We start from the raw sequence: 18515 nt of genomic DNA, 5'->3' as shown, positions 1-18515 counted from the left end.
GACATGGCTTCGGCGGTGAACCGCTTTGTCGACAAGCTGCAACCCATCGTGCGCGAGGCGGGCGAGGTGGCGCAGCGCACCGGCGTTGAGATTGGCGCGATGGCCCAGCGCAATGCCGGTGCCGATGCTGCCGCTGCACTGCAACGCGACGAAGTGGCGGCCAGCCTGCGCGACCTGTCGAGCATGGCCGACGAGGCCCAGGCTGAAAGCCACGCGATGCAGGCAGCCCTGCAGCAGGTGGTGGATATCCGCCAGGCAACTGACGAAAACAGCCGCACATCGACCCAGCTAGCCGGTTTGATCGAAAACCTGGCCGGGCAGGTGGAGGCCGGCTCCCAGGTGATCGAGCGCCTGGCCAAGCAGAGCGAGCAGATCGAAGTGGTGCTGACGGTTATCCACGGCATCGCCGAGCAGACCAACCTGCTGGCCTTGAACGCGGCCATCGAAGCTGCCCGTGCTGGCGAAACCGGGCGCGGGTTTGCCGTGGTGGCCGATGAGGTGCGGGCGTTGGCGAGCAAGACGCAAAGTTCCACGGGAGATATCCAGGCGCATATCGCCGCGCTGCAGAAGGGGGCCAAGGAGGCCGTGGCCACCATCAGCCAGGCCGGGCTCAAGGCCAGCGAAGGGCTGCTGGTGCTGCGTGACAACGAGCGCCGCCAGCAGTCGGTGCAGGCAGCGGTGGAGCAGGTGCACGCGGCCATCGGCCTGGCCACCCGGGCGGCCGAGCAGCAGGCGAGCGGGGCGCAGGCAGTGCGCGGACGGGTGGAAACCATACACGCCCAGGCCGAACGCTCGGCCGAGGTGGTGATGCAGACCACCGCCAGCAGCAAGGTGCTGGATGACCTGGCGGCACAGCTGCGTGCCAGCCTGGGCCAATTCAGAGCCTGACCCGATCATTGTGGGAGCGGGCGTGCCCGCGAAGCAGGCGACACGGTGGATGGCACCGGCTTCGCCGGTGTTCGCGGGCATGCCCGCTCCCACATCGATCGCGACACAGGGCCCTTACCTCTGTGGGCAGCAGGGCTGCGCGGTATCTGTGGGAGCGGGCAAGTCCGCGAAGGTTACGCCTTGTTCAGATACATCCGCGTAGTCAGCAGATACACCGGCAACCCCGACACTACGATCAGCAACGCCGCATAAGGAGCTGCCGCCGCGAACTCGACGTTGGCCGTGTGCGCCCACACCTCGGTGGCCAGGGTGGTCATGCCGGTCGGGCTGAGCAGCAAGGTAGCTGTCAGTTCCTTCATGGCATCCAGGAACACCAGGGCAAAGGCTGCCGCCATGGCCGGGAAGATGATCGGCAGGGTCACCCGGCAGAACGCGGCAAAGCTGCTCGCGCCCAAGGTCCGTGCCGCTTCCTCCAGGGTAGGTGAAGCCTTGTTCAGTGCGGTGCGCACCGGCGACTGCGCCAGCGGCAGGAACAGCAGCGCATAGGCCAGCAGCAACAGTGCCGTGGTCTGGTACAGCGCCGGCACGTAATGCAGGGCGAAGAATACCAGGGTCAGGGCAATCACCAGGCCGGGCAGGGCGTGCAACAGGTATGGCAGGCGCTCGGCCCAAATTGCCAGGCGGCCCTTGTAGCGCACCACCAGGAAGCTGATTGGCAGGGCTAGCAACACGCAGAAACCGGCACCCCCCAGCGACACCGACAATGAGGTGAACAGCGCCTTGGAAATGGCTGCCACAGGGAATGCCGCCGATGAACCCACGCTCAACCAGTAGCCGAGCATGGCCAGCGGAATACCGCTGCCCAACACCGCCAGGCCCACGCAGAACAGTTGCGCCAGCACTGCCCAGCCACGCAGCCGCACCGGCTGTGCTCGCCGCGCCACACCCTGGCCGATGCGCACATGACGGGCTTTGCCGCGTACCCGCAGTTCAAGCCACAGCATCACCAGGCACATCGCCAACAGTACGGCGGACAGCATGGCCGCGTTGGCATTGCTGAACTCCAGTTCGAACTGCTGGTAAATCGCCGTGGTGAAGGTTTGCAAGCCGAGGATCGACAAGGCGCCGAACTCCACCAGCATGTGCAGGGCGATCAGCAGCGCGCCGCCCAGCATCGATGGCCATAGCAGCGGCAGGGTGACCTTGATGAATACGCCCCAGCGGCTGCAGCCCAGCGTACGTGCCGATTCCTCCAGCGAGGTATCGAGGTTGCGCAGGGTCGCGGCTACCGGCAGGAACACCAGTGGGTACTTGGACAGGGCCATGACCATGATCGCCCCGCCCAGCCCTTCGAAGTCCGAGCTCAGCGACACCCAGGTGAAGCTGCTGACGAACGACGGCACGGCGAACGGCAGGCACAGCACCACGCCCCACAGCCGACGGCCGGCCAGGTTGCTGCGCTCAAGCAGCCAGGCCAGGGCCAGGCCGACCACCATGCAGGTCAGCGTCACCCCGACCATCAGCATCAGGGTGTTGCGCATCAGCCCCCAGACAAACGGCCGCCACAGCAGGTGCAAGGCTTCGCGCCAGCCAGCCTCCCAGGCTTTCATGGCAACGTACAGCAAGGGCAGCAAGCTCATCGCTACCAGGAACAGCACAGGCAGCACCACCCAGACAGAGGGGCGCTTGCGGCGCGGTACGAAGCGTACCGGCACCGGCTCGGACAGGGCGGCAGTCATCAGAGCAGGCCGACCTCGCGCTCAAGCTCGATCGCTTCCTCGGCATTGCCCAGGTCGGCTGGTGAGATCTTCGGTGGGCGCAGGTCTTCGAACGGCTTCAGGCCACGGTCGGAGACCATGCCTTTGTGCAGCGGGTACTCGGCGGTGGTCTGGGTGATCACGCGCTGGCCTTCTTCGCTGGCCATCCAGTTGAGCAGGGCCTGGGCTTCTTTCGGGTGCTTGCTGGCCTTGACCACGGCTGCGCCGGAAATGGTGACCAGGTTGCCGGCATCGCCATCGGCCAGGTAGTAGAGCTTGGTGTCCAGCTTGCCGCGCTCGCGCTCAAGCGCGTACCAGTAGTAGTTGTTCACCAGTACCGCAGCCACTTCGCCTTTTTCCACGGCTTTGAGGGCGACCATGTTGTTGGTGTAGGTCTTGCCGAATGCCTTCAGGCCGGTAAGCCATTCTTCGGTGGCTTCTCGCCCGTGCATCTTCAGGATGGCTACGGCCTGTTCCTGGAAGGCGCCGCTGGTGGGCACATAGCCGACGCGGCCTTCCCACTCGGGGTTGGCAAAGTCCATCACTGTGGTCGGCAGGTCTTTCTCGTCGACCTTCTTCGGGTTGAACACGACGATACGCGTACGGGCGGTGATGCCCATCCAGGTGCCGTTGGCGCCAACATACTCCTTGGGCATCATGTTCGCGGTGGCGTCATCGATCTTCGCCAGCAGGCCCAGTTCGCCCAGGTTGTTCAGGGGAGGGGACTCTTCGGTATAGATGATGTCGGCCGGCGAGCGCTCGCCTTCCTCGATGATCTGGCTGGCCAGCTGGTTGCTGCTGCCCTTGCGGATATCGATGTGGATGCCGGTCTTGGCCTCGTAGGCCTTGGCGATGGCCTCGCCGATTTCCTTGTGCTGACCGTTGTACATGGTCAGGGTGACCGGTGCGTCTGCCATGGCGGCCGGAGCGCCGATGGCCAGGCTCAGCACGGCGGCGGCCAAGGTACGCATCAGCGGTTGCGGGCGGATCGTCATGCGGGTACTTCCTCGCTTACGGCTACATATTTGGAAACAATGGTAAACGAAATCGTTTCTCAAGTGGCCGGGTGACGAGAAATTCATGGTCAGACCATGGTGCAAGAGGCTGAAGGGGTGTTGGCTGTGCTGGCCTCTTCGCGGGTAAACCCGCTCCCACAGGGGCATCACAGGTCTTGAGGGGAGTGAAATACCTGTGGGAGCGGCTTTAGCCGCGAAGAGGCCGGCACAGGTTTGCACCTATGACCGAAAGAGGAGGGATACAAAAATCGCAGGCAAGAAAAAACCCACTAGCAAGCTAGTGGGTTTTTGTATGGTGCCCAGGAGAAGACTCGAACTTCCACGACCGTTAAGTCACTGATACCTGAAACCAGCGCGTCTACCAATTCCGCCACCTGGGCAAAGCTTTACATCATCTGGAGAAGGCGACTATCGTTCGCTTTCACACAGTAGTAACAGATCCTTGGTCATCTGTTACTTGAAAATATTTGGTGCCCAGGAGAAGACTCGAACTTCCACGGCCGTTAAGCCACTGATACCTGAAACCAGCGCGTCTACCAATTCCGCCACCTGGGCACACATTCGAGATTACTTGATGCTTTACAGCGCCGCTCATCTCTACTACAACTTCGGGGTTGTCCGTCGTTGTGGTGCGCACTATACGGACGGTCCGGGGGGCTGTAAACCCCCCAAGCGAAAAAAATTTCAAAAAATTCAACTTGTTGATTCCGCAGGCCTATTCCTGCTCGCCGGAGGCGCCGGTGGGGCTGTCCAAGGCTGACATTTCCGGTTTCAATACGCCTATGCCAGAATTCCTATCTATATACCCCAAGGTGAACCCCTTCTGATGGCCGATTGGCAATCCCTCGATCCCGAGGCCGCTCGCGAAGCGGAAAAATACGACAACCCCATTCCCAGCCGTGAGCTGATCCTGCAGCGCCTCGCCGACCGTGGCGAACCGGCCGCACGCGAGGAGCTGGCGGCCGAGTTCGGTCTTTACGACGAAGACCAGATCGAAGCCCTGCGCCGCCGCCTGCGTGCAATGGAGCGCGATGGCCAGCTTATCTATACCCGGCGCGGCACTTATGCCCCGGTAGACAAGCTGGACCTGATCTGCGGCCGCGTCTCCGGTCACCGCGACGGCTTCGGCTTCCTTATTCCGGACGACGGCAGCGAAGACCTGTTCCTCAGCCCGTCGCAAATGCGCCTGGTGTTCGACGGTGACCGCGGCCTTGCCCGCGTCTCTGGCGTCGACCGCCGTGGCCGCCGTGAAGGCGTGCTGGTCGAAATCATCTCCCGTGCCCACGAAAGCGTGGTCGGCCGTTACTTCGAAGAAGGCGGTATCGGCTACGTGACCCCGGACAACCCGAAGATCCAGCAGGAAGTGCTGGTCACTGCCGGGCGCAACGGCGGTGCCAAGATTGGCCAGTTCGTCGAGATCAAGATCACCCACTGGCCGACCCCGCGCTTCCAGCCGCAAGGCGATGTGGTCGAGGTCATCGGCAACTACATGGCGCCGGGCATGGAAATCGACGTTGCCCTGCGCAGCTACGATATCCCGCACGTCTGGCCCAAAGACGTGATCAAGGAAGCGCGCAAGTTCCGCTCCGAAGTCGAAGAGAAGGACAAGGAGAAGCGCGTTGACCTGCGCCACCTGCCGTTCGTCACCATCGACGGCGAGGATGCTCGCGACTTCGACGACGCTGTCTATTGCGAACCGCTGGGCAAGCTGCGCCTGTTCTCCGGCGGCTGGCGCCTGTATGTGGCCATTGCCGACGTGTCCAGCTACGTGCGCCTGGGTTCGGCCCTGGACGTCGAGGCCCAGCAGCGCGGCAACTCGGTGTACTTCCCCGAGCGCGTGGTACCGATGCTCCCCGAAGAGCTGTCCAACGGCCTGTGCTCGCTGAACCCGCATGTCGACCGCCTGGCCATGGTCTGCGAAATGACCATGAACAAAGCCGGCCAGATGGTCGACTACCAGTTCTACGAAGGCGTCATCCACTCCCACGCCCGCCTGACCTACAACAAGGTCAGCAGTATGCTCGAGCACTCCCGCACCCGTGAGGGCAAGGCGCTGCGCGAGGAGTACAAGGCAGTCGTGCCGGACCTGAAGAACCTGTACAACCTGTACAAGGTGCTGGTGGAGGCCCGTCACACCCGTGGCGCGATCGACTTCGAGACCCAGGAAACCCGCATCATCTTCGGTGACGAGCGCAAGATCGCGGAAATCCGCCCGACCGTGCGCAACGACGCCCACAAGCTGATCGAGGAATGCATGCTGGCGGCCAACGTGGCCACCGCCGAATTTCTGCAGAAGCATGGCGTGCCGGCCCTGTACCGCGTGCACGACGGCCCGCCGCCGGAGCGTCTGGAAAAGCTGCGCGCCTTCCTGGGCGAACTGGGCCTGACCCTGCACAAGGGCAAGGACCCGTCGCCGAAGGATTACCAGGCACTGCTGGCGAGCATCGCCGGGCGCCCGGACTTCCACCTGATCCAGACCGTGATGCTGCGCTCGTTGAGCCAGGCGGTGTACAGCACCGACAACAACGGCCACTTCGGCCTGAACTACGAGGCGTACACCCACTTCACCTCGCCGATCCGTCGCTACCCGGACCTGCTGGTGCACCGCGCCATCCGCAGCATCATCCGTTCCAGGGTCGAAACCCCGCACGTCAAGCGTGCCGGCGCCATGAGCATCCCCAAGGCGCGCATCTACCCGTACGACGAGAACACCCTCGAGCAGCTTGGCGAGCAGTGCTCGATGACCGAGCGCCGGGCCGATGAAGCTACCCGTGACGTGGTCAACTGGCTCAAGTGCGAGTTCATGAAGGACCGCGTGGGCGAGACTTTCCCGGGTGTGATCACCGCGGTGACCGGTTTCGGCCTGTTCGTCGAGCTGACCGATATCTACGTGGAAGGCCTGGTGCACGTCAGTGCGCTGCCGGGCGACTACTACCACTTCGACCCGGTGCACCACCGCCTGTCTGGCGAGCGTACCGGGCGCAGCTTCCGCCTGGGCGACACGATCGAGGTCAAGGTCATGCGCGTCGACCTCGACGAGCGCAAGATCGACTTCGAAGTGTCGGAAAAGACCCTCGCCGCCCCGATCGGCCGCAAGCAACGTGGCGCCGCACCGGCTGCCGGCCAGGCCGAGCAGGCCCCGGTCGAGGCCAAGGCCACGCCGAAGCCGCGCAGCCGCAAGAGCGAGACCGCCGAGGCGTACTTCCCGAAAGACGCTGTGCAGCGTAACGCCGAAGTACGCAAGAGCCGCGAAATGAAGAAGGCGCTGATGAGCGAGGCGCGCAGTGGCGGCCATGCCAGCAGCAAGTCGGACAAGGGTGGCAAGGCATCCGGCAAGCCGACCAAGCACCGTAAAGGCCCGTCGAAGTCCGGCGCGCCACGCAAGAGCAAGAGCAAGTCATGAGTCAGCTGGAAAAGATCTACGGCGTGCACGCCGTGCAGGCATTGCTGCAGCACCATCCGAAGCGGGTCAAGCAGATCTGGCTGTCGGAAGGGCGTAGCGAGCCACGCCTGCAGGCGCTGCTGGCGCTGGCCGCGGAAAATCGCGTGGCGGTCGGCCAGGCCGAGCGCCGTGAGATGGATGCCTGGGTAGAGGGCGTGCATCAGGGTGTGGTCGCCGAGGTGAGCCCGAGCCAGGTCTGGGGCGAGTTGATGCTGGAGGAGTTGCTCGAGCGCACCGAAACACCACCGCTGATCCTCGTGCTGGATGGAGTGACCGACCCGCACAACCTTGGCGCCTGCCTGCGTACCGCCGATGCCGCCGGTGCCACGGCAGTGGTGGTGCCCAAGGACAAGTCCGCAACCCTGACGCCGGTCGTGCGCAAGGTGGCTTGTGGCGCTGCGGAGGTGATCCCGCTGGTGGCCGTGACCAACCTGGCGCGCACCCTGGAAAAACTGCAGCAGCGTGGCCTGTGGGTGGTAGGTACCGCCGGCGAGGCCGAGCAGGAAATCTACCAGCAGGACCTGACCGGGCCGCTGGTGATGATCATGGGCGCGGAAGGCAAGGGCATGCGCCGGCTGACCCGCGAGCATTGCGATTTCCTGGTGAAGTTGCCGATGGGCGGTAGTGTCAGCAGCCTGAACGTGTCGGTGGCGACTGGCGTGTGCCTGTTCGAGGCTGTGCGTCAGCGTCAGGCCAAGCGCTGATCTTCAGCCTGTACCGGCCTCTTCGCGGGTAAACCCGCTCCCACAGGGATCGCACAAGGCCTAAGCCCTGTGGGGTATCTGTGGGAGCGGGTTTACCCGCGAAAGGGCCGGCAGTCTGTAATGTGTTTCAGGCTGTTCAAATATTCACCAATCACCTTGCTTGTACGCCTCGCCTTCTCTACAATTGCGCCCCTTGCCGAGCTGGCAGGCGCGCATGTGCCTCCCCTCCGTGCAAGACATACAGTGTCATTCACTCCTTGTCTGACCAGATTCGCTGGCAGACTACTAACCCGTAAGGAGCATTCATGCGTCATTACGAAATCATCTTCCTGGTTCACCCGGACCAGAGCGAGCAAGTCGGCGGCATGGTTGAGCGTTACACCAAGCTGATCGAAGAAGATGGTGGCAAGATCCACCGCCTGGAAGACTGGGGCCGTCGTCAACTGGCCTACGCAATCAACAATGTTCACAAGGCTCACTACGTGATGCTGAACGTTGAGTGCACCGGCAAGGCCCTGGCCGAGCTGGAAGACAACTTCCGCTACAACGATGCCGTTATCCGTAACCTGGTCATCCGTCGCGACGAAGCCGTTACCGGCCAGTCCGAGATGCTGAAGGCTGAAGAAAACCGCAGCGAGCGCCGTGAGCGTCGTGAGCGTCCTGAGCATGCTGAATCCGCCGACGGCGACGACAGCAATGACAGCGACTCCAGCGATAACGCTGACGAGTAATCCACGGACCTTTAGAGGAGCCTATTAAATGGCACGTTTCTTCCGTCGTCGTAAATTCTGCCGCTTCACTGCTGAAGACGTGAAAGAGATCGACTTCAAAGATCTCAACACCCTGAAAGCTTACGTATCCGAAACCGGCAAGATCGTTCCAAGCCGTATCACCGGTACCAAAGCTCGTTATCAGCGTCAGCTGGCTACCGCTATCAAGCGCGCCCGCTTCCTGGCCCTGCTGCCCTACACCGACAGCCACGGCCGCTGAGACCGGGTCGTCGACAAGCAGTAAGGGATTAGCATGCGAGCGTTAGCAAGTTTCATCATGCGCGGTCGTGTGCAGGCCACCCTGGTGGTGGTCATCAGCGCGGTACTGCCGCTGCTGTTCTGGTTGAGTGCCGCTGCCGGCAGCCTTGTGCTGCTGCGGCGTGGGTTCAAGGATGCTACAACGGTCATCGCCGGCGGCCTGCTGGCCGGGCTGGCCGTGTGGGTCATGGGCGATCCCATCACCTTTCTGGTGATTGCGGGTGCCTTGGGCCTGGCTGCGCTGTTGCGCGCCGAGCATCCCTGGAGCCGGGTGTTGCTGGTCAGTGCCGTGTTCGCCGTGGCTTTCAGCCTCGTGCTCGATCTGGCGCTGGCGCAAACCTTCGATGTGCTGGCCAAGGCGTTTGCCGAAGCCATGCCGAAAATCGAGGGGCAACCGGTGCTCTCCGGTGAGCTGATCCGCCCTGTGCTGGTCGCTTCCACAGCAGTGACGGTGCAATTGTTCAGTGTGCTGGCCCTGGTGCTGGCGCGCTACTGGCAGGCAGCGTTGTACAACCCTGGAGGCTTCGGTCGCGAGTTTCGCGCGCTGAGGTTGCCGAAACAGACCATGGCGGTCTTGGTGGCAGTGATGGTGGTGGCCCCGTTCATCGGGCCGCAGTTCATCGTCCTGGCATCGGCGTCGAGCCTGGTACTGGTGCTGGCCGGCATCGCCTTGATGCACGGGCTGGTGGCGCAGGGGCGACTGGCCGGTTTCTGGCTGGTGGGCATGTACGTGACGTTGCCGCTGATCATGCAGCTGATTTATCCGTTGCTGGTGGTTTTGGCCATTGTCGACAGCCTGATTGATTTTCGCGGTCGCAAGTCCCCCAAGGGGAATGACTCCGCGAACGGTGAAGGTTAAAAGTTAAGAGGTTTTACCAAATGGAACTGATCCTGCTGGAAAAAGTCGCTAACCTGGGCAACCTGGGCGACAAAGTAAAAGTTAAGGCTGGTTACGGCCGTAACTTCCTGCTGCCATTCGGCAAGGCCACCGTTGCCAACGCCGCCAACCTGGCTGCGTTCGAAGAGCGTCGCGCCGAGCTGGAAAAAGCAGCTGCTGACAAGAAAGCTTCGGCTGAAAGCCGCGCTGCCCAACTGGCCGAGCTGGAAGTGACCATCACTGCCACCGCTGGCGACGAAGGCAAGCTGTTCGGTTCGATCGGCACCCACGACATCGCTGACGCCCTGACCGCCTCCGGCGTTGAAGTGGCCAAGGCTGAAGTTCGTCTGCCGAACGGCACCATCCGTCAGGTTGGCGAATACGACGTAGCCGTGCACCTGCACAGCGACGTTGAAGCCACCGTACGCGTGGTCGTCGTAGCTGCCTAAGCTGCGCTGACTGGCTGGCTCCTTGTGGGTCAGGCGGTTAACATCGGGCACGGTCCTGTTTTCGACAGGCCGTGCCCTTTGTCTTTTTCATCCTCCAGAATTCTTTCGTGGCCATGAACGAGATCACCACCTCCGAACAGCTAGACCTGCAAACCGCAGCCCTGAAGGTGCCGCCGCATTCCATCGAGGCCGAACAGGCCGTGCTCGGTGGCCTGATGCTGGACAACAATGCCTGGGAGCGGGTGCTGGACCAGGTATCGGATGGCGACTTCTACCGGCATGACCACCGCCTGATCTTCCGTGCCGTGCACAAGTTGGCCGACGCCAACCAGCCATTCGACGTGGTGACCCTGCACGAGCAGTTGGACAAGGAAGGCCTTTCTTCGCAAGTCGGTGGGTTGGCGTACCTGGCCGAGCTGGCCAAGAACACCCCGTCGGTAGCCAACATCAAGGCCTACGCCGCGATCATTCGCGAGCGCGCCACCCTGCGCCAGCTGATCAGCATCAGTACCGATATCGCCGACAACGCGTTCAACCCGCAAGGGCGCAACGCCGAAGAGATTCTCGACGACGCCGAGCGGCAGATCTTCCAGATCGCCGAGGCCCGCCCGAAAACCGGCGGCCCGGTGGGGGTCAACGAACTGTTGACCATGGCCATCGACCGCATCGACACGCTGTTCAACTCCGACAGTGACATCACCGGCGTGTCCACCGGCTTCACCGACCTCGACGAGAAGACCAGCGGCCTGCAGCCAGCCGACCTGATCATCGTCGCGGGCCGTCCGTCGATGGGTAAGACCACCTTCGCCATGAACCTGGTGGAAAACGCCGTACTGCGTACCGACAAGGCGGTGCTGGTGTTCTCCCTCGAGATGCCAGGTGAATCGCTGATCATGCGTATGCTTTCGTCCCTGGGCCGTATCGACCAGACCAAGGTGCGTTCCGGCCAGCTGGACGACGACGACTGGCCGCGCCTGACCTCGGCGGTGAACCTGCTCAACGACCGCAAGCTGTTCATCGACGATACCGCCGGCATCAGCCCCTCGGAAATGCGCGCCCGTACCCGCCGCCTGGCCCGTGAGCATGGCGAAATCGCCATGATCATGGTCGACTACCTGCAGCTGATGCAGATCCCGGGTTCGGCCGGCGACAACCGGACCAACGAAATTTCCGAGATCTCCCGCTCGCTCAAGGCCCTGGCCAAGGAATTCAACTGCCCGGTCATCGCCCTGTCGCAGCTGAACCGCTCCCTGGAACAGCGCCCGAACAAACGCCCAGTGAACTCCGACTTGCGTGAATCCGGTGCGATCGAGCAGGACGCCGACGTGATCATGTTCGTGTACCGCGACGAGGTGTACCACCCCGAGACCGAGCACAAGGGCGTGGCGGAAATCATCATCGGTAAACAGCGTAACGGCCCCATTGGCTTCGTGCGCCTGGCGTTTATCGGCAAGTACACCCGCTTCGAGAACCTGGCGCCGGGTATGTACAACTTCGATGATGATGAATAAGCCATTGCCCTACGTAGGAAGGAGGCTTTGTGTAACGATCGAACGCAAAGCCTTAGAAGTGCTCTGTCGCCTGACTGCGGCCGCTTCGTGACATAAGGTCGCTCCAGGAGTCGCGTCGTCTTTCAAACTTCAAACGACTGCGGAGCCTGTTTCTATCTGGCTGACAATCCGCAAGTTATCAACGCCAGTTTCAGGGCTCTTTTGCTTTTTGGGGGTTTCGAATATTGCCCTGCCTCGTTTTCGTTGATGTCACTCCATAGAAATAATCAAATAAGGGTATTCTGAGCAGGCGATCTACATACTGTCCGTTTTTGTCAGCCACACCATAGACGTTGACGCCCTTATGGTAGCCAGAGGATTGGGCGCCGGTTAGTTCGGCCATATCTTCAGCCAGGGACCGACCTTGAGGGCTTTCGGGGGCGGCGGAATTGCAAGTTAGGAAATGCGTTTGTCTGGATTTCATTTTAATCCCTTCTTGCTCAAGTCTGGCATAAAGGTTTGATGCTGAGTATTTGTACTGGTCTCCTATGACATAGCCAGAGTCTCCGTGGCCGCTGATGTAAAGTGTGCTGAGCTTTCCGTCTTTTCGCGGTGGTCCAGAATAAGCGGTTAAGCCGTCGTGTTGCCACGCTATACTGCCTTTATAAATTTTCTTCGTGAAAAGCTTGATTAAGAAATTTCTTGGGTTGATAGTGAATTCACCACTTGGGTCACTATTGTTGATCGGGTCGTTTAAGGCGAATGCATAGTGGTTAAGGCCGCCTTTCGAAAACGGGCTTAGAGCGTCTGGGCTTGTGAATCGCATTAGTGAAGGACTATAAAGCCTACGGCCATTTCCGAGTAGGTAGCCGTTGCTGATCGAGTCTTCCCGTTCGCCTTTAAAACCCCATCCAATGTCAGAGGGGGGGCTGAATCCAAACGCGCTAAGATGGCAAGGTACAAAATACCCCAAACACATTACCAAGGATGTGGAATTAAATAAGTCAACGCCTATGAGTCGTTGGGTGTTTTGAGTATCTTTTATCGATAGGTTGATTGCTTGGGCTCTGAAAATGGAATCGCTTGTGGAGGTGTGCAGAATATGGGATAAGGCGTTATTGCAATAAAATAGGCGCATTTTTACCCTCGCTCGTTACCGTTGGTAGCGGAGTCTTCATATTAACCATATTTCAAAAAGTGGCGTCGTGGTACTGACAAAAATGCTAGGGAGATAAAATCGACAACGCTGAATCACTCGCTGAGTAACATGCGAACGAACGCCCGGTGAACTCCGACTAGCGTGAATCCGGCGCAATCGAGTAGGACCCCGACGTGATCATGTTTGTGTGCCGCGACGAGGTGTACCACCCCGAGACCGAGCACAAAGACGTGGCGGAAATCATCATCGGTAAGCAGCGTAACGGCCCCATCGGCTTTGTGCGCCTGGCGTTTATCGGCAAGTACACCCGCTTCGAGAACCTTGCGCCGGGTATGTACAACTTCGACGATGACGAGTAACGCCCGTTTCATGAAGTTGCGCATGATTCACTGAGTTAGCAGAAACCCTGTGGGAGCGGCTTTAGCCGTGAAGAATCCACCGCGTTAGCCGGCACCGGCTGCGCCGGTGTTCGCGGCTAAAGCCGCTCCCGCAGGGTGTGCGGATCGCCGGCTAGCTCAGCGTTATGAGCGATCTTTGCTTTCACTTGGCTGACTATCCGTCCCTCGCTCATGGTGATCACCCGATCAAAACGTGACAGGGCATTCTGATCATGCGTCACGCATATCAGCCCCCTCCCTCGGAATGTTTCGAACAGCAGATCCCAGGTACGCGCAGCCGATCCGGCATCAAGCCCAGCTGTGGGTTCGTCAAAGAAATTGAATTCGCCTGGCTGATTTAGGAGGCGTAGCAACGTCAGCCTGCGTGCTTCTCCACCCGAAATGGATTCTGCGCGTGCATCCAGATCAAGTTCGTACCAGTCTTTGCTCAGGCCCAGTCGTTCAAGCCATCGTTCGATTTGAGCGCGATCATGAGCATGCTCGAACAGCACTGCGCGGGGCAGTGGGCCGGGTAGGAAGTGCGTATCCTGAGGGCAGAGTCGTAAACGGCTGAACTGCTCACAAGCGTCGAGCGCAGCCAGGCACCTGCCGTGCAAGTGAACATGCCTACGCAACTGGAATACCGTTCCTGCCAGCGCATGCAGAAGTGTCGACTTACCACACCCGCTGGGCCCAACCAGCGCGACCCGTTCTCCCGCACGTAGCACCAAGGGCTCATCGATCTGCAGTTGCAGCGCGTTTCGAGCGCTGAGTTGGCAGGGGGTAATGCGAAGCCCTGCGTTTTCATTTTGGGGCTCTGTCTCTATGGAAAGTGTCGGGCCGAACACAGGGAGTTGAAGCCAGTGTTCGAGCTTGCGTTTGTCGAGCCGGAACTGGTCGAGTACTCGCCAGGCTTCCGCCAGTTGTGCAACGCCTGCGAGCAATCCACTCACCAGAGTAAAGAGGGCAACAAGCTCGCCCAGGCTTAAATGCGGTGTTGCCTGAGATTGATCATGGATACCCCACAAGAGCAAACCACCACTGCCCAGGCCAATGAACAGAGTACGCAGTCCTTGAAGCCATCCGCCACTGTAGGCAACCCCTACCGCTGAGTCGGCATAGCCCGACAGTGTCTGGTTGACGGGAATCATTGCTGCATCCTCAGCCTTCTCCAGCTTGACCGTTGACGCGCTGGCGAAGGTATCTACCCATTGTTCCGCCAGTTCGTCTTCCCGCGAGTTGACTGCCTCGATCTGGGGGCGACGCCAGCGCACCAGGCGATCGTTTGCCCACAGATACGCCAAGCTCAAGGGGACGAGGCCGATCAATACCGAGGTAGCCCCGAGGTATGCGAACAGCGTGACCAGCACCACAGCTTCAGCCAGCACCGGCCATGCCGAGCCAATCAGAAAACCTAACCACCGCTCTTGTGCCGTTATTCCTCTATCCAGAACCTTTACCAGTGTTCCTCCATGGAGTTGTCCATAGGCCTCGAAGCGTTTGTCCAGCAATGCTCGGCACCAGCGGATGGATAGTTGCTTCACGCGTTCTTGGCAGAGCCGCGCTAGGCACCAGGCTTGCAAAGGGGTCAGTGAGGCTTGTAATGCGACAAGGCATATGAAGGCTCCGAGCAAAAGCTGGGGAGGCGAGGCCGAGGTGGACAGGTTGTCAATAATGTCAGCCAGGATCAGGGCAGGTACGACGGTCGCGATTTTCAGTACTAATGTTGCGCTCAGGGCGGCGAAGATGCCTGGATAGATATGCATATGACTTTGCATGCGCTCTGCAGGAGATGAAATGCCGGGCCTGATTGGCTGGAGAGGGCCTGGAGCGGAGTGGCGCTGGAAGGTTGTATCTTTCAACAAGTTCGGATGGTTGTCTGCCTGCCAAGCGTTTGGAAATGTATCCGGGTGGCGCTCGATCTGACAGGCGCCGCCACACATCAAATGCAAGTGATGTTGTGGCTGTCCTTTCGGAATCAGACGAGATTACGCCATGCTCAAGATTGTCCTCGATCCCCCCTCGATCCCCCTTTCCTTGAATACAACCCAGTCCATGGGCAGTTGCCTACGATAAGACTTCATCGATATGTCGCCTGATCGGGCCCTTTCGCGGGCACGCCCGCTCCCACAGGTACGGTGCAGGTCTTGAAGCCTGTGGTGATCCTGTGGGAGCGGGCATGCCCGCGAAGAGGCCGACCCAGGCATCAGAGAAATTCCAGGGGATTGAACAATGACAACAGAAGACCCCGGTTCACCGTTGGCGAGACCACTTTCTACCAGGGCGAGCACGGTACCCATCCGCTGTTCCGCATCGAACCCGGCATCCCGTGCAGGGACCGTCAGAGTTGATGGGTTATGACCATCACCGGGCTGATGGATGATGCTGAGTTGGGTATGAAGCAATGAGGGCTTGGCTTCAGTTTGCATGAAGGCCTCCAGGTGTTCGCCGTAGCAGTTTCTGCGCCTGTGATATCGAGCGCCGCCCGCGCGGCGCTTCGCGGGGCAAGCCCGCTCCCACATTTGTTGCGACGTGACCATGCCTGTCGGGCCATGGTTGCCCGCTTTGTTGGTTTGACGATATCTCCATGTTGGCGCGGCTGCCGCCCCGCATTTCTTCAGTCATGCGCCAAGACCGACAACCATGGCCTCACAGGCATGGTCACGTTGCAACAAATGTGGGAGCGGGCTTGTCCCGCGAAGCGCCGCGCGAGCGGCGCTCGATTGGCGCACCACCGCAAACACAAAGCCAGGCACTTGGCGACCCATCCCCAACCGTCGCCCACCCCACCAATCCCCACGAATCCAGTCGGATTTGGTCAAAATTTGTGCTATATTCCGCGCCCGCGATTTCCCTGCACACCAGAACCGGTCACTGACATGCAAGCAGCCAAACCACTCTACGACTATCCCAAGTACTGGGCCGAATGCTTCGGGCCAGCACCTTTCCTGCCGATGAGCAGGGAGGAGATGGATCTGCTCGGCTGGGATTCCTGCGACATCATCATCGTGACCGGTGATGCCTACGTCGACCACCCGTCGTTCGGCATGGCCATCATCGGCCGCCTGCTGGAGGCCCAAGGCTTCCGCGTGGGCATCATCGCCCAGCCGAACTGGCAGTCGAAAGACGACTTCATGAAGCTCGGCGAGCCGAACCTGTTCTTCGGCGTGGCCGCGGGCAACATGGACTCGATGATCAACCGCTACACAGCGGACAAGAAGATCCGTTCCGACGACGCCTACACCCCTGGTGGCCTGGCCGGCAGCCGTCCGGACCGCGCCAGCCTGGTGTACAGCCAGCGCTGCAAGGAAGCCTACAAGCATGTGCCGATCGTGCTCGGCGGCATCGAGGCCTCGCTGCGCCGCATCGCCCACTACGACTACTGGCAGGACAAGGTCCGCCACTCGATCCTGATCGACGCCAGCGCCGACATACTGCTGTTCGGCAACGCCGAGCGCGCGGTGGTCGAGGTGGCCCAGCGCCTGTCCAACGGCGAGAAGATCGAGACCATCACCGATGTGCGCGGCACTGCTTTCGTGCGTCGTGACACGCCTCAGGGCTGGTACGAGATCGATTCGACCCGCATCGACCGCCCGGGCCGCGTCGACAAGATCATCAACCCGTACGTGAATACCCAGGACACCCAGGCCTGTGCCATCGAGCAGGCCAAGGGCGACCAGGAGGACCCGAACGAAGCCAAGGTCGTGCAGATTCTCGACAGCCCGAGCATGACCCGGGAAAAGTCGGTGATCCGCCTGCCGTCGTTCGAGAAGGTGCGTAACGACCCGGTACTCTATGCCCATGCCAACCGGGTGCTGCACCTGGAGACCAACCCGGGCAACGCCCGCGCCCTGGTGCAGAAGCATGGCGAAGTGGATGTGTGGTTCAACCCGCCACCCATCCCCATGAGCACCGAGGAAATGGACTACGTGTTCGGCATGCCCTATGCCCGTGTGCCGCACCCGGCCTACGGCAAGGAGCGCATCCCGGCCTACGAGATGATCCGTTTCTCGGTGAACATCATGCGTGGCTGCTTCGGTGGCTGCACCTTCTGCTCGATCACCGAGCACGAAGGCCGCATCATCCAGAACCGCTCGCACGAGTCGATCCTGCACGAAATCGAAGAGATGCGTGACAAGGTGCCGGGCTTCACCGGCGTGGTCTCCGACCTTGGCGGCCCGACTGCCAACATGTACCGCATCGCTTGCAAGAGCCATGACATCGAGAAGCACTGCCGCAAGCCGTCGTGCGTATTCCCGGGCATCTGCGAAAACCTCAACACCGACCACAGCTCGCTGATCGAGCTGTACCGCAAGGCTCGTGCCCTGCCGGGTGTGAAGAAGATCCTGATTGCCTCTGGCCTGCGTTATGACCTGGCGGTGGAGTCGCCGGAGTACGTCAAGGAACTGGTCACCCACCATGTCGGCGGTTACCTGAAGATTGCCCCGGAGCACACCGAGCGTGGCCCGCTGGACAAGATGATGAAGCCGGGCATCGGCACCTATGACCGCTTCAAGCGCATGTTCGAGAAGTTCTCGAAAGAGGCGGGCAAGGAGCAGTACCTGATCCCGTACTTCATCGCCGCGCACCCGGGCACCACCGACGAAGACATGATGAACCTGGCCCTGTGGCTGAAGGGCAACGGCTTCCGTGCCGACCAGGTGCAGGCGTTCTACCCGTCGCCGATGGCCTCGGCCACTGCCATGTACCACTCGGGCAAGAACCCGCTGCGCAAGGTGACCTACAAGAGCGAAGGTGTGGATATCGTCAAGAGCGAGGAGCAGCGCCGCCTGCACAAGGCGTTCTTGCGTTACCACGACCCGAAGGGCTGGCCGATGCTGCGTGAGGCGTTGCAGCGCATGGGCCGCGCCGACCTGATCGGGCCGGGCAAGCACCAGCTGATCCCGCTGCACCAGCCGCAGACCGATACCTACCAGAGTGCACGCCGCAAGAACTCGACCCCTGCGGGTAGCCACAAAGTGGGCAAGGAGCAGAAGGTTCTTACCCAGCACACCGGCCTGCCGCCGCGTGGCAGTGATGGCAGCAAACCGTGGGACAAGCGTGAAAAAGCCAAGGCCGAAGCGTTTGCGCGTAACCAGCAGGCGGCCAAGGAGCGCAAGGAAGCGGCCAAGGGTGGCAAGGGCAACAAGAAGCCGCGTCAGCCGGTGATCCCGCGTTAACTGGGCGATTCTTGGGGCTGCTTTGCAGCCCATCGCGACACAAGGCCGCTCCTACAATGACCGTGCAAACCCGCCAATTCCGGGGGGCTCACGGTCGGTGTAGGAGCGGCCTTGTGTCGCGATGGACCGCAAAGCGGTCCCAAAAATC

The 18515-nt window shown here is 60.9% G+C and carries 13 protein-coding genes, 2 tRNA genes and 2 pseudogenes; 11 read left to right on the top strand and 6 right to left on the bottom strand.

From position 1 onward, the window contains the following. Positions 1–3 precede the first annotated feature (3 nt). Positions 4–888: a methyl-accepting chemotaxis protein gene (locus ABIB24_RS26900; RefSeq protein WP_371034222.1), complete on the top strand. Its 885-nt coding sequence runs from the start codon at positions 4–6 to the stop codon at positions 886–888. 173 nt (positions 889–1061) lie between these two features. On the opposite strand, the gene ABIB24_RS17705 is transcribed toward ABIB24_RS26900, so the two are convergent. The 4 genes from ABIB24_RS17705 to ABIB24_RS17690 form a co-directional block, all read right to left on the bottom strand. Continuing rightward, positions 1062–2627 (bottom strand): ABC transporter permease, encoded by a 1566-nt coding sequence (locus tag ABIB24_RS17705; RefSeq protein ID WP_013974423.1) that lies wholly within the window; start codon positions 2625–2627, stop codon positions 1062–1064. Beyond that, positions 2627–3640 (bottom strand): extracellular solute-binding protein, encoded by a 1014-nt coding sequence (locus ABIB24_RS17700; protein ID WP_013974422.1) that lies wholly within the window; start codon positions 3638–3640, stop codon positions 2627–2629. The genes ABIB24_RS17705 and ABIB24_RS17700 overlap by 1 nt, the downstream gene beginning before the upstream one ends. 314 nt (positions 3641–3954) lie before the next feature. After that, positions 3955–4041, bottom strand: a tRNA-Leu gene (locus ABIB24_RS17695). Positions 4042–4129: 88 nt separating this feature from the next. Next, a tRNA-Leu gene (locus ABIB24_RS17690) sits at positions 4130–4216 on the bottom strand. Between the two features lie 271 nt (positions 4217–4487). On the opposite strand from ABIB24_RS17690, the gene rnr reads away from it, so the two are divergent. The 7 genes from rnr to dnaB all read left to right on the top strand — a co-directional run bounded on the left by rnr (position 4488) and on the right by dnaB (position 11672). Continuing rightward, positions 4488–7064, top strand: a complete 2577-nt coding sequence (rnr, locus tag ABIB24_RS17685; RefSeq protein ID WP_025340822.1) for a ribonuclease R — start codon at positions 4488–4490, stop codon at positions 7062–7064. Next, on the top strand, positions 7061–7807 hold the full coding sequence (gene rlmB / locus ABIB24_RS17680; protein WP_003259007.1) for a 23S rRNA (guanosine(2251)-2'-O)-methyltransferase RlmB: 747 nt from the start codon (positions 7061–7063) through the stop codon (positions 7805–7807). Before rnr ends, rlmB begins: the two co-directional genes overlap by 4 nt. Before the next feature lie 305 nt (positions 7808–8112). Continuing rightward, on the top strand, positions 8113–8538 hold the full coding sequence (rpsF, locus tag ABIB24_RS17675; RefSeq protein ID WP_013974420.1) for a 30S ribosomal protein S6: 426 nt from the start codon (positions 8113–8115) through the stop codon (positions 8536–8538). A 28-nt stretch (positions 8539–8566) separates the two neighbouring features. After that, positions 8567–8797 carry a 30S ribosomal protein S18 gene (rpsR, locus tag ABIB24_RS17670; RefSeq protein ID WP_003249563.1) on the top strand — a complete coding sequence of 77 codons (231 nt, stop codon included), beginning with the start codon at positions 8567–8569 and terminating at the stop codon, positions 8795–8797. 33 nt (positions 8798–8830) lie between these two features. Then, complete coding sequence (locus ABIB24_RS17665) at positions 8831–9694, top strand: hypothetical protein (protein ID WP_025340821.1); 864 nt, start codon at positions 8831–8833, stop codon at positions 9692–9694. Positions 9695–9714: 20 nt separating this feature from the next. Next, the gene (rplI, locus tag ABIB24_RS17660) at positions 9715–10161 is read left to right on the top strand and encodes a 50S ribosomal protein L9 (RefSeq protein WP_003249568.1); all 447 of its coding nucleotides are present in this window, start codon (positions 9715–9717) and stop codon (positions 10159–10161) included. Between the two features lie 113 nt (positions 10162–10274). Beyond that, entirely contained in the window at positions 10275–11672 is a 1398-nt protein-coding gene (gene dnaB, locus ABIB24_RS17655; RefSeq protein ID WP_015271992.1) for a replicative DNA helicase, read from the top strand. Positions 11673–11862: 190 nt separating this feature from the next. On the opposite strand, the gene ABIB24_RS17650 is transcribed toward dnaB, so the two are convergent. Continuing rightward, positions 11863–12630, bottom strand: coding sequence for an RHS repeat-associated core domain-containing protein (locus ABIB24_RS17650; protein ID WP_274119862.1), 768 nt, complete (start codon positions 12628–12630; stop codon positions 11863–11865). Between the two features lie 293 nt (positions 12631–12923). Here ABIB24_RS17650 and ABIB24_RS17645 point away from each other — a divergent pair. Further along, positions 12924–13169 (top strand): annotated as a pseudogene (locus ABIB24_RS17645) (DnaB-like helicase C-terminal domain-containing protein); the annotation flags it as partial. A 116-nt stretch (positions 13170–13285) separates the two neighbouring features. On the opposite strand, the gene ABIB24_RS17640 reads toward ABIB24_RS17645, so the two are convergent. Further along, a complete protein-coding gene (locus ABIB24_RS17640; protein WP_249352796.1) occupies positions 13286–14965 on the bottom strand; it encodes an ATP-binding cassette domain-containing protein in 1680 nt (559 codons plus the stop codon). A gap of 454 nt (positions 14966–15419) precedes the next feature. On the opposite strand from ABIB24_RS17640, the pseudogene ABIB24_RS26895 reads away from it, so the two are divergent. Next, a pseudogene (locus ABIB24_RS26895) lies at positions 15420–15526 on the top strand (DUF3077 domain-containing protein); the annotation flags it as partial. A gap of 540 nt (positions 15527–16066) precedes the next feature. Continuing rightward, on the top strand, positions 16067–18367 hold the full coding sequence (locus tag ABIB24_RS17635; RefSeq protein WP_025340820.1) for a YgiQ family radical SAM protein: 2301 nt from the start codon (positions 16067–16069) through the stop codon (positions 18365–18367). Positions 18368–18515 lie beyond the last annotated feature (148 nt).

Origin of the sequence: Pseudomonas sp. UYEF17 (assembly GCF_040546125.1) — a bacterium.
Lineage (GTDB): Bacteria > Pseudomonadota > Gammaproteobacteria > Pseudomonadales > Pseudomonadaceae > Aquipseudomonas > Aquipseudomonas putida_Z.
Note: the sequence above shows the minus strand (reverse complement) of the source record. Positions and strands in the feature narration are given on the sequence as shown.

Coding starts and splice junctions, on each gene's coding strand:
- ABIB24_RS26900 (WP_371034222.1), top strand. CDS start 4: ATGGCTTCGGCGGTGAACCGCTTTGTCGACAAGCTGCAACCCATCGTG.
- ABIB24_RS17640 (WP_249352796.1), bottom strand. CDS start 14,965: ATGCAAAGTCATATGCATATCTATCCAGGCATCTTCGCCGCCCTGAGC.
- rnr (WP_025340822.1), top strand. CDS start 4,488: ATGGCCGATTGGCAATCCCTCGATCCCGAGGCCGCTCGCGAAGCGGAA.
- rlmB (WP_003259007.1), top strand. CDS start 7,061: ATGAGTCAGCTGGAAAAGATCTACGGCGTGCACGCCGTGCAGGCATTG.
- ABIB24_RS17635 (WP_025340820.1), top strand. CDS start 16,067: ATGCAAGCAGCCAAACCACTCTACGACTATCCCAAGTACTGGGCCGAA.
- rpsF (WP_013974420.1), top strand. CDS start 8,113: ATGCGTCATTACGAAATCATCTTCCTGGTTCACCCGGACCAGAGCGAG.
- rplI (WP_003249568.1), top strand. CDS start 9,715: ATGGAACTGATCCTGCTGGAAAAAGTCGCTAACCTGGGCAACCTGGGC.
- rpsR (WP_003249563.1), top strand. CDS start 8,567: ATGGCACGTTTCTTCCGTCGTCGTAAATTCTGCCGCTTCACTGCTGAA.
- dnaB (WP_015271992.1), top strand. CDS start 10,275: ATGAACGAGATCACCACCTCCGAACAGCTAGACCTGCAAACCGCAGCC.
- ABIB24_RS17650 (WP_274119862.1), bottom strand. CDS start 12,630: ATGTGTTTGGGGTATTTTGTACCTTGCCATCTTAGCGCGTTTGGATTC.
- ABIB24_RS17665 (WP_025340821.1), top strand. CDS start 8,831: ATGCGAGCGTTAGCAAGTTTCATCATGCGCGGTCGTGTGCAGGCCACC.
- ABIB24_RS17705 (WP_013974423.1), bottom strand. CDS start 2,627: ATGACTGCCGCCCTGTCCGAGCCGGTGCCGGTACGCTTCGTACCGCGC.
- ABIB24_RS17700 (WP_013974422.1), bottom strand. CDS start 3,640: ATGACGATCCGCCCGCAACCGCTGATGCGTACCTTGGCCGCCGCCGTG.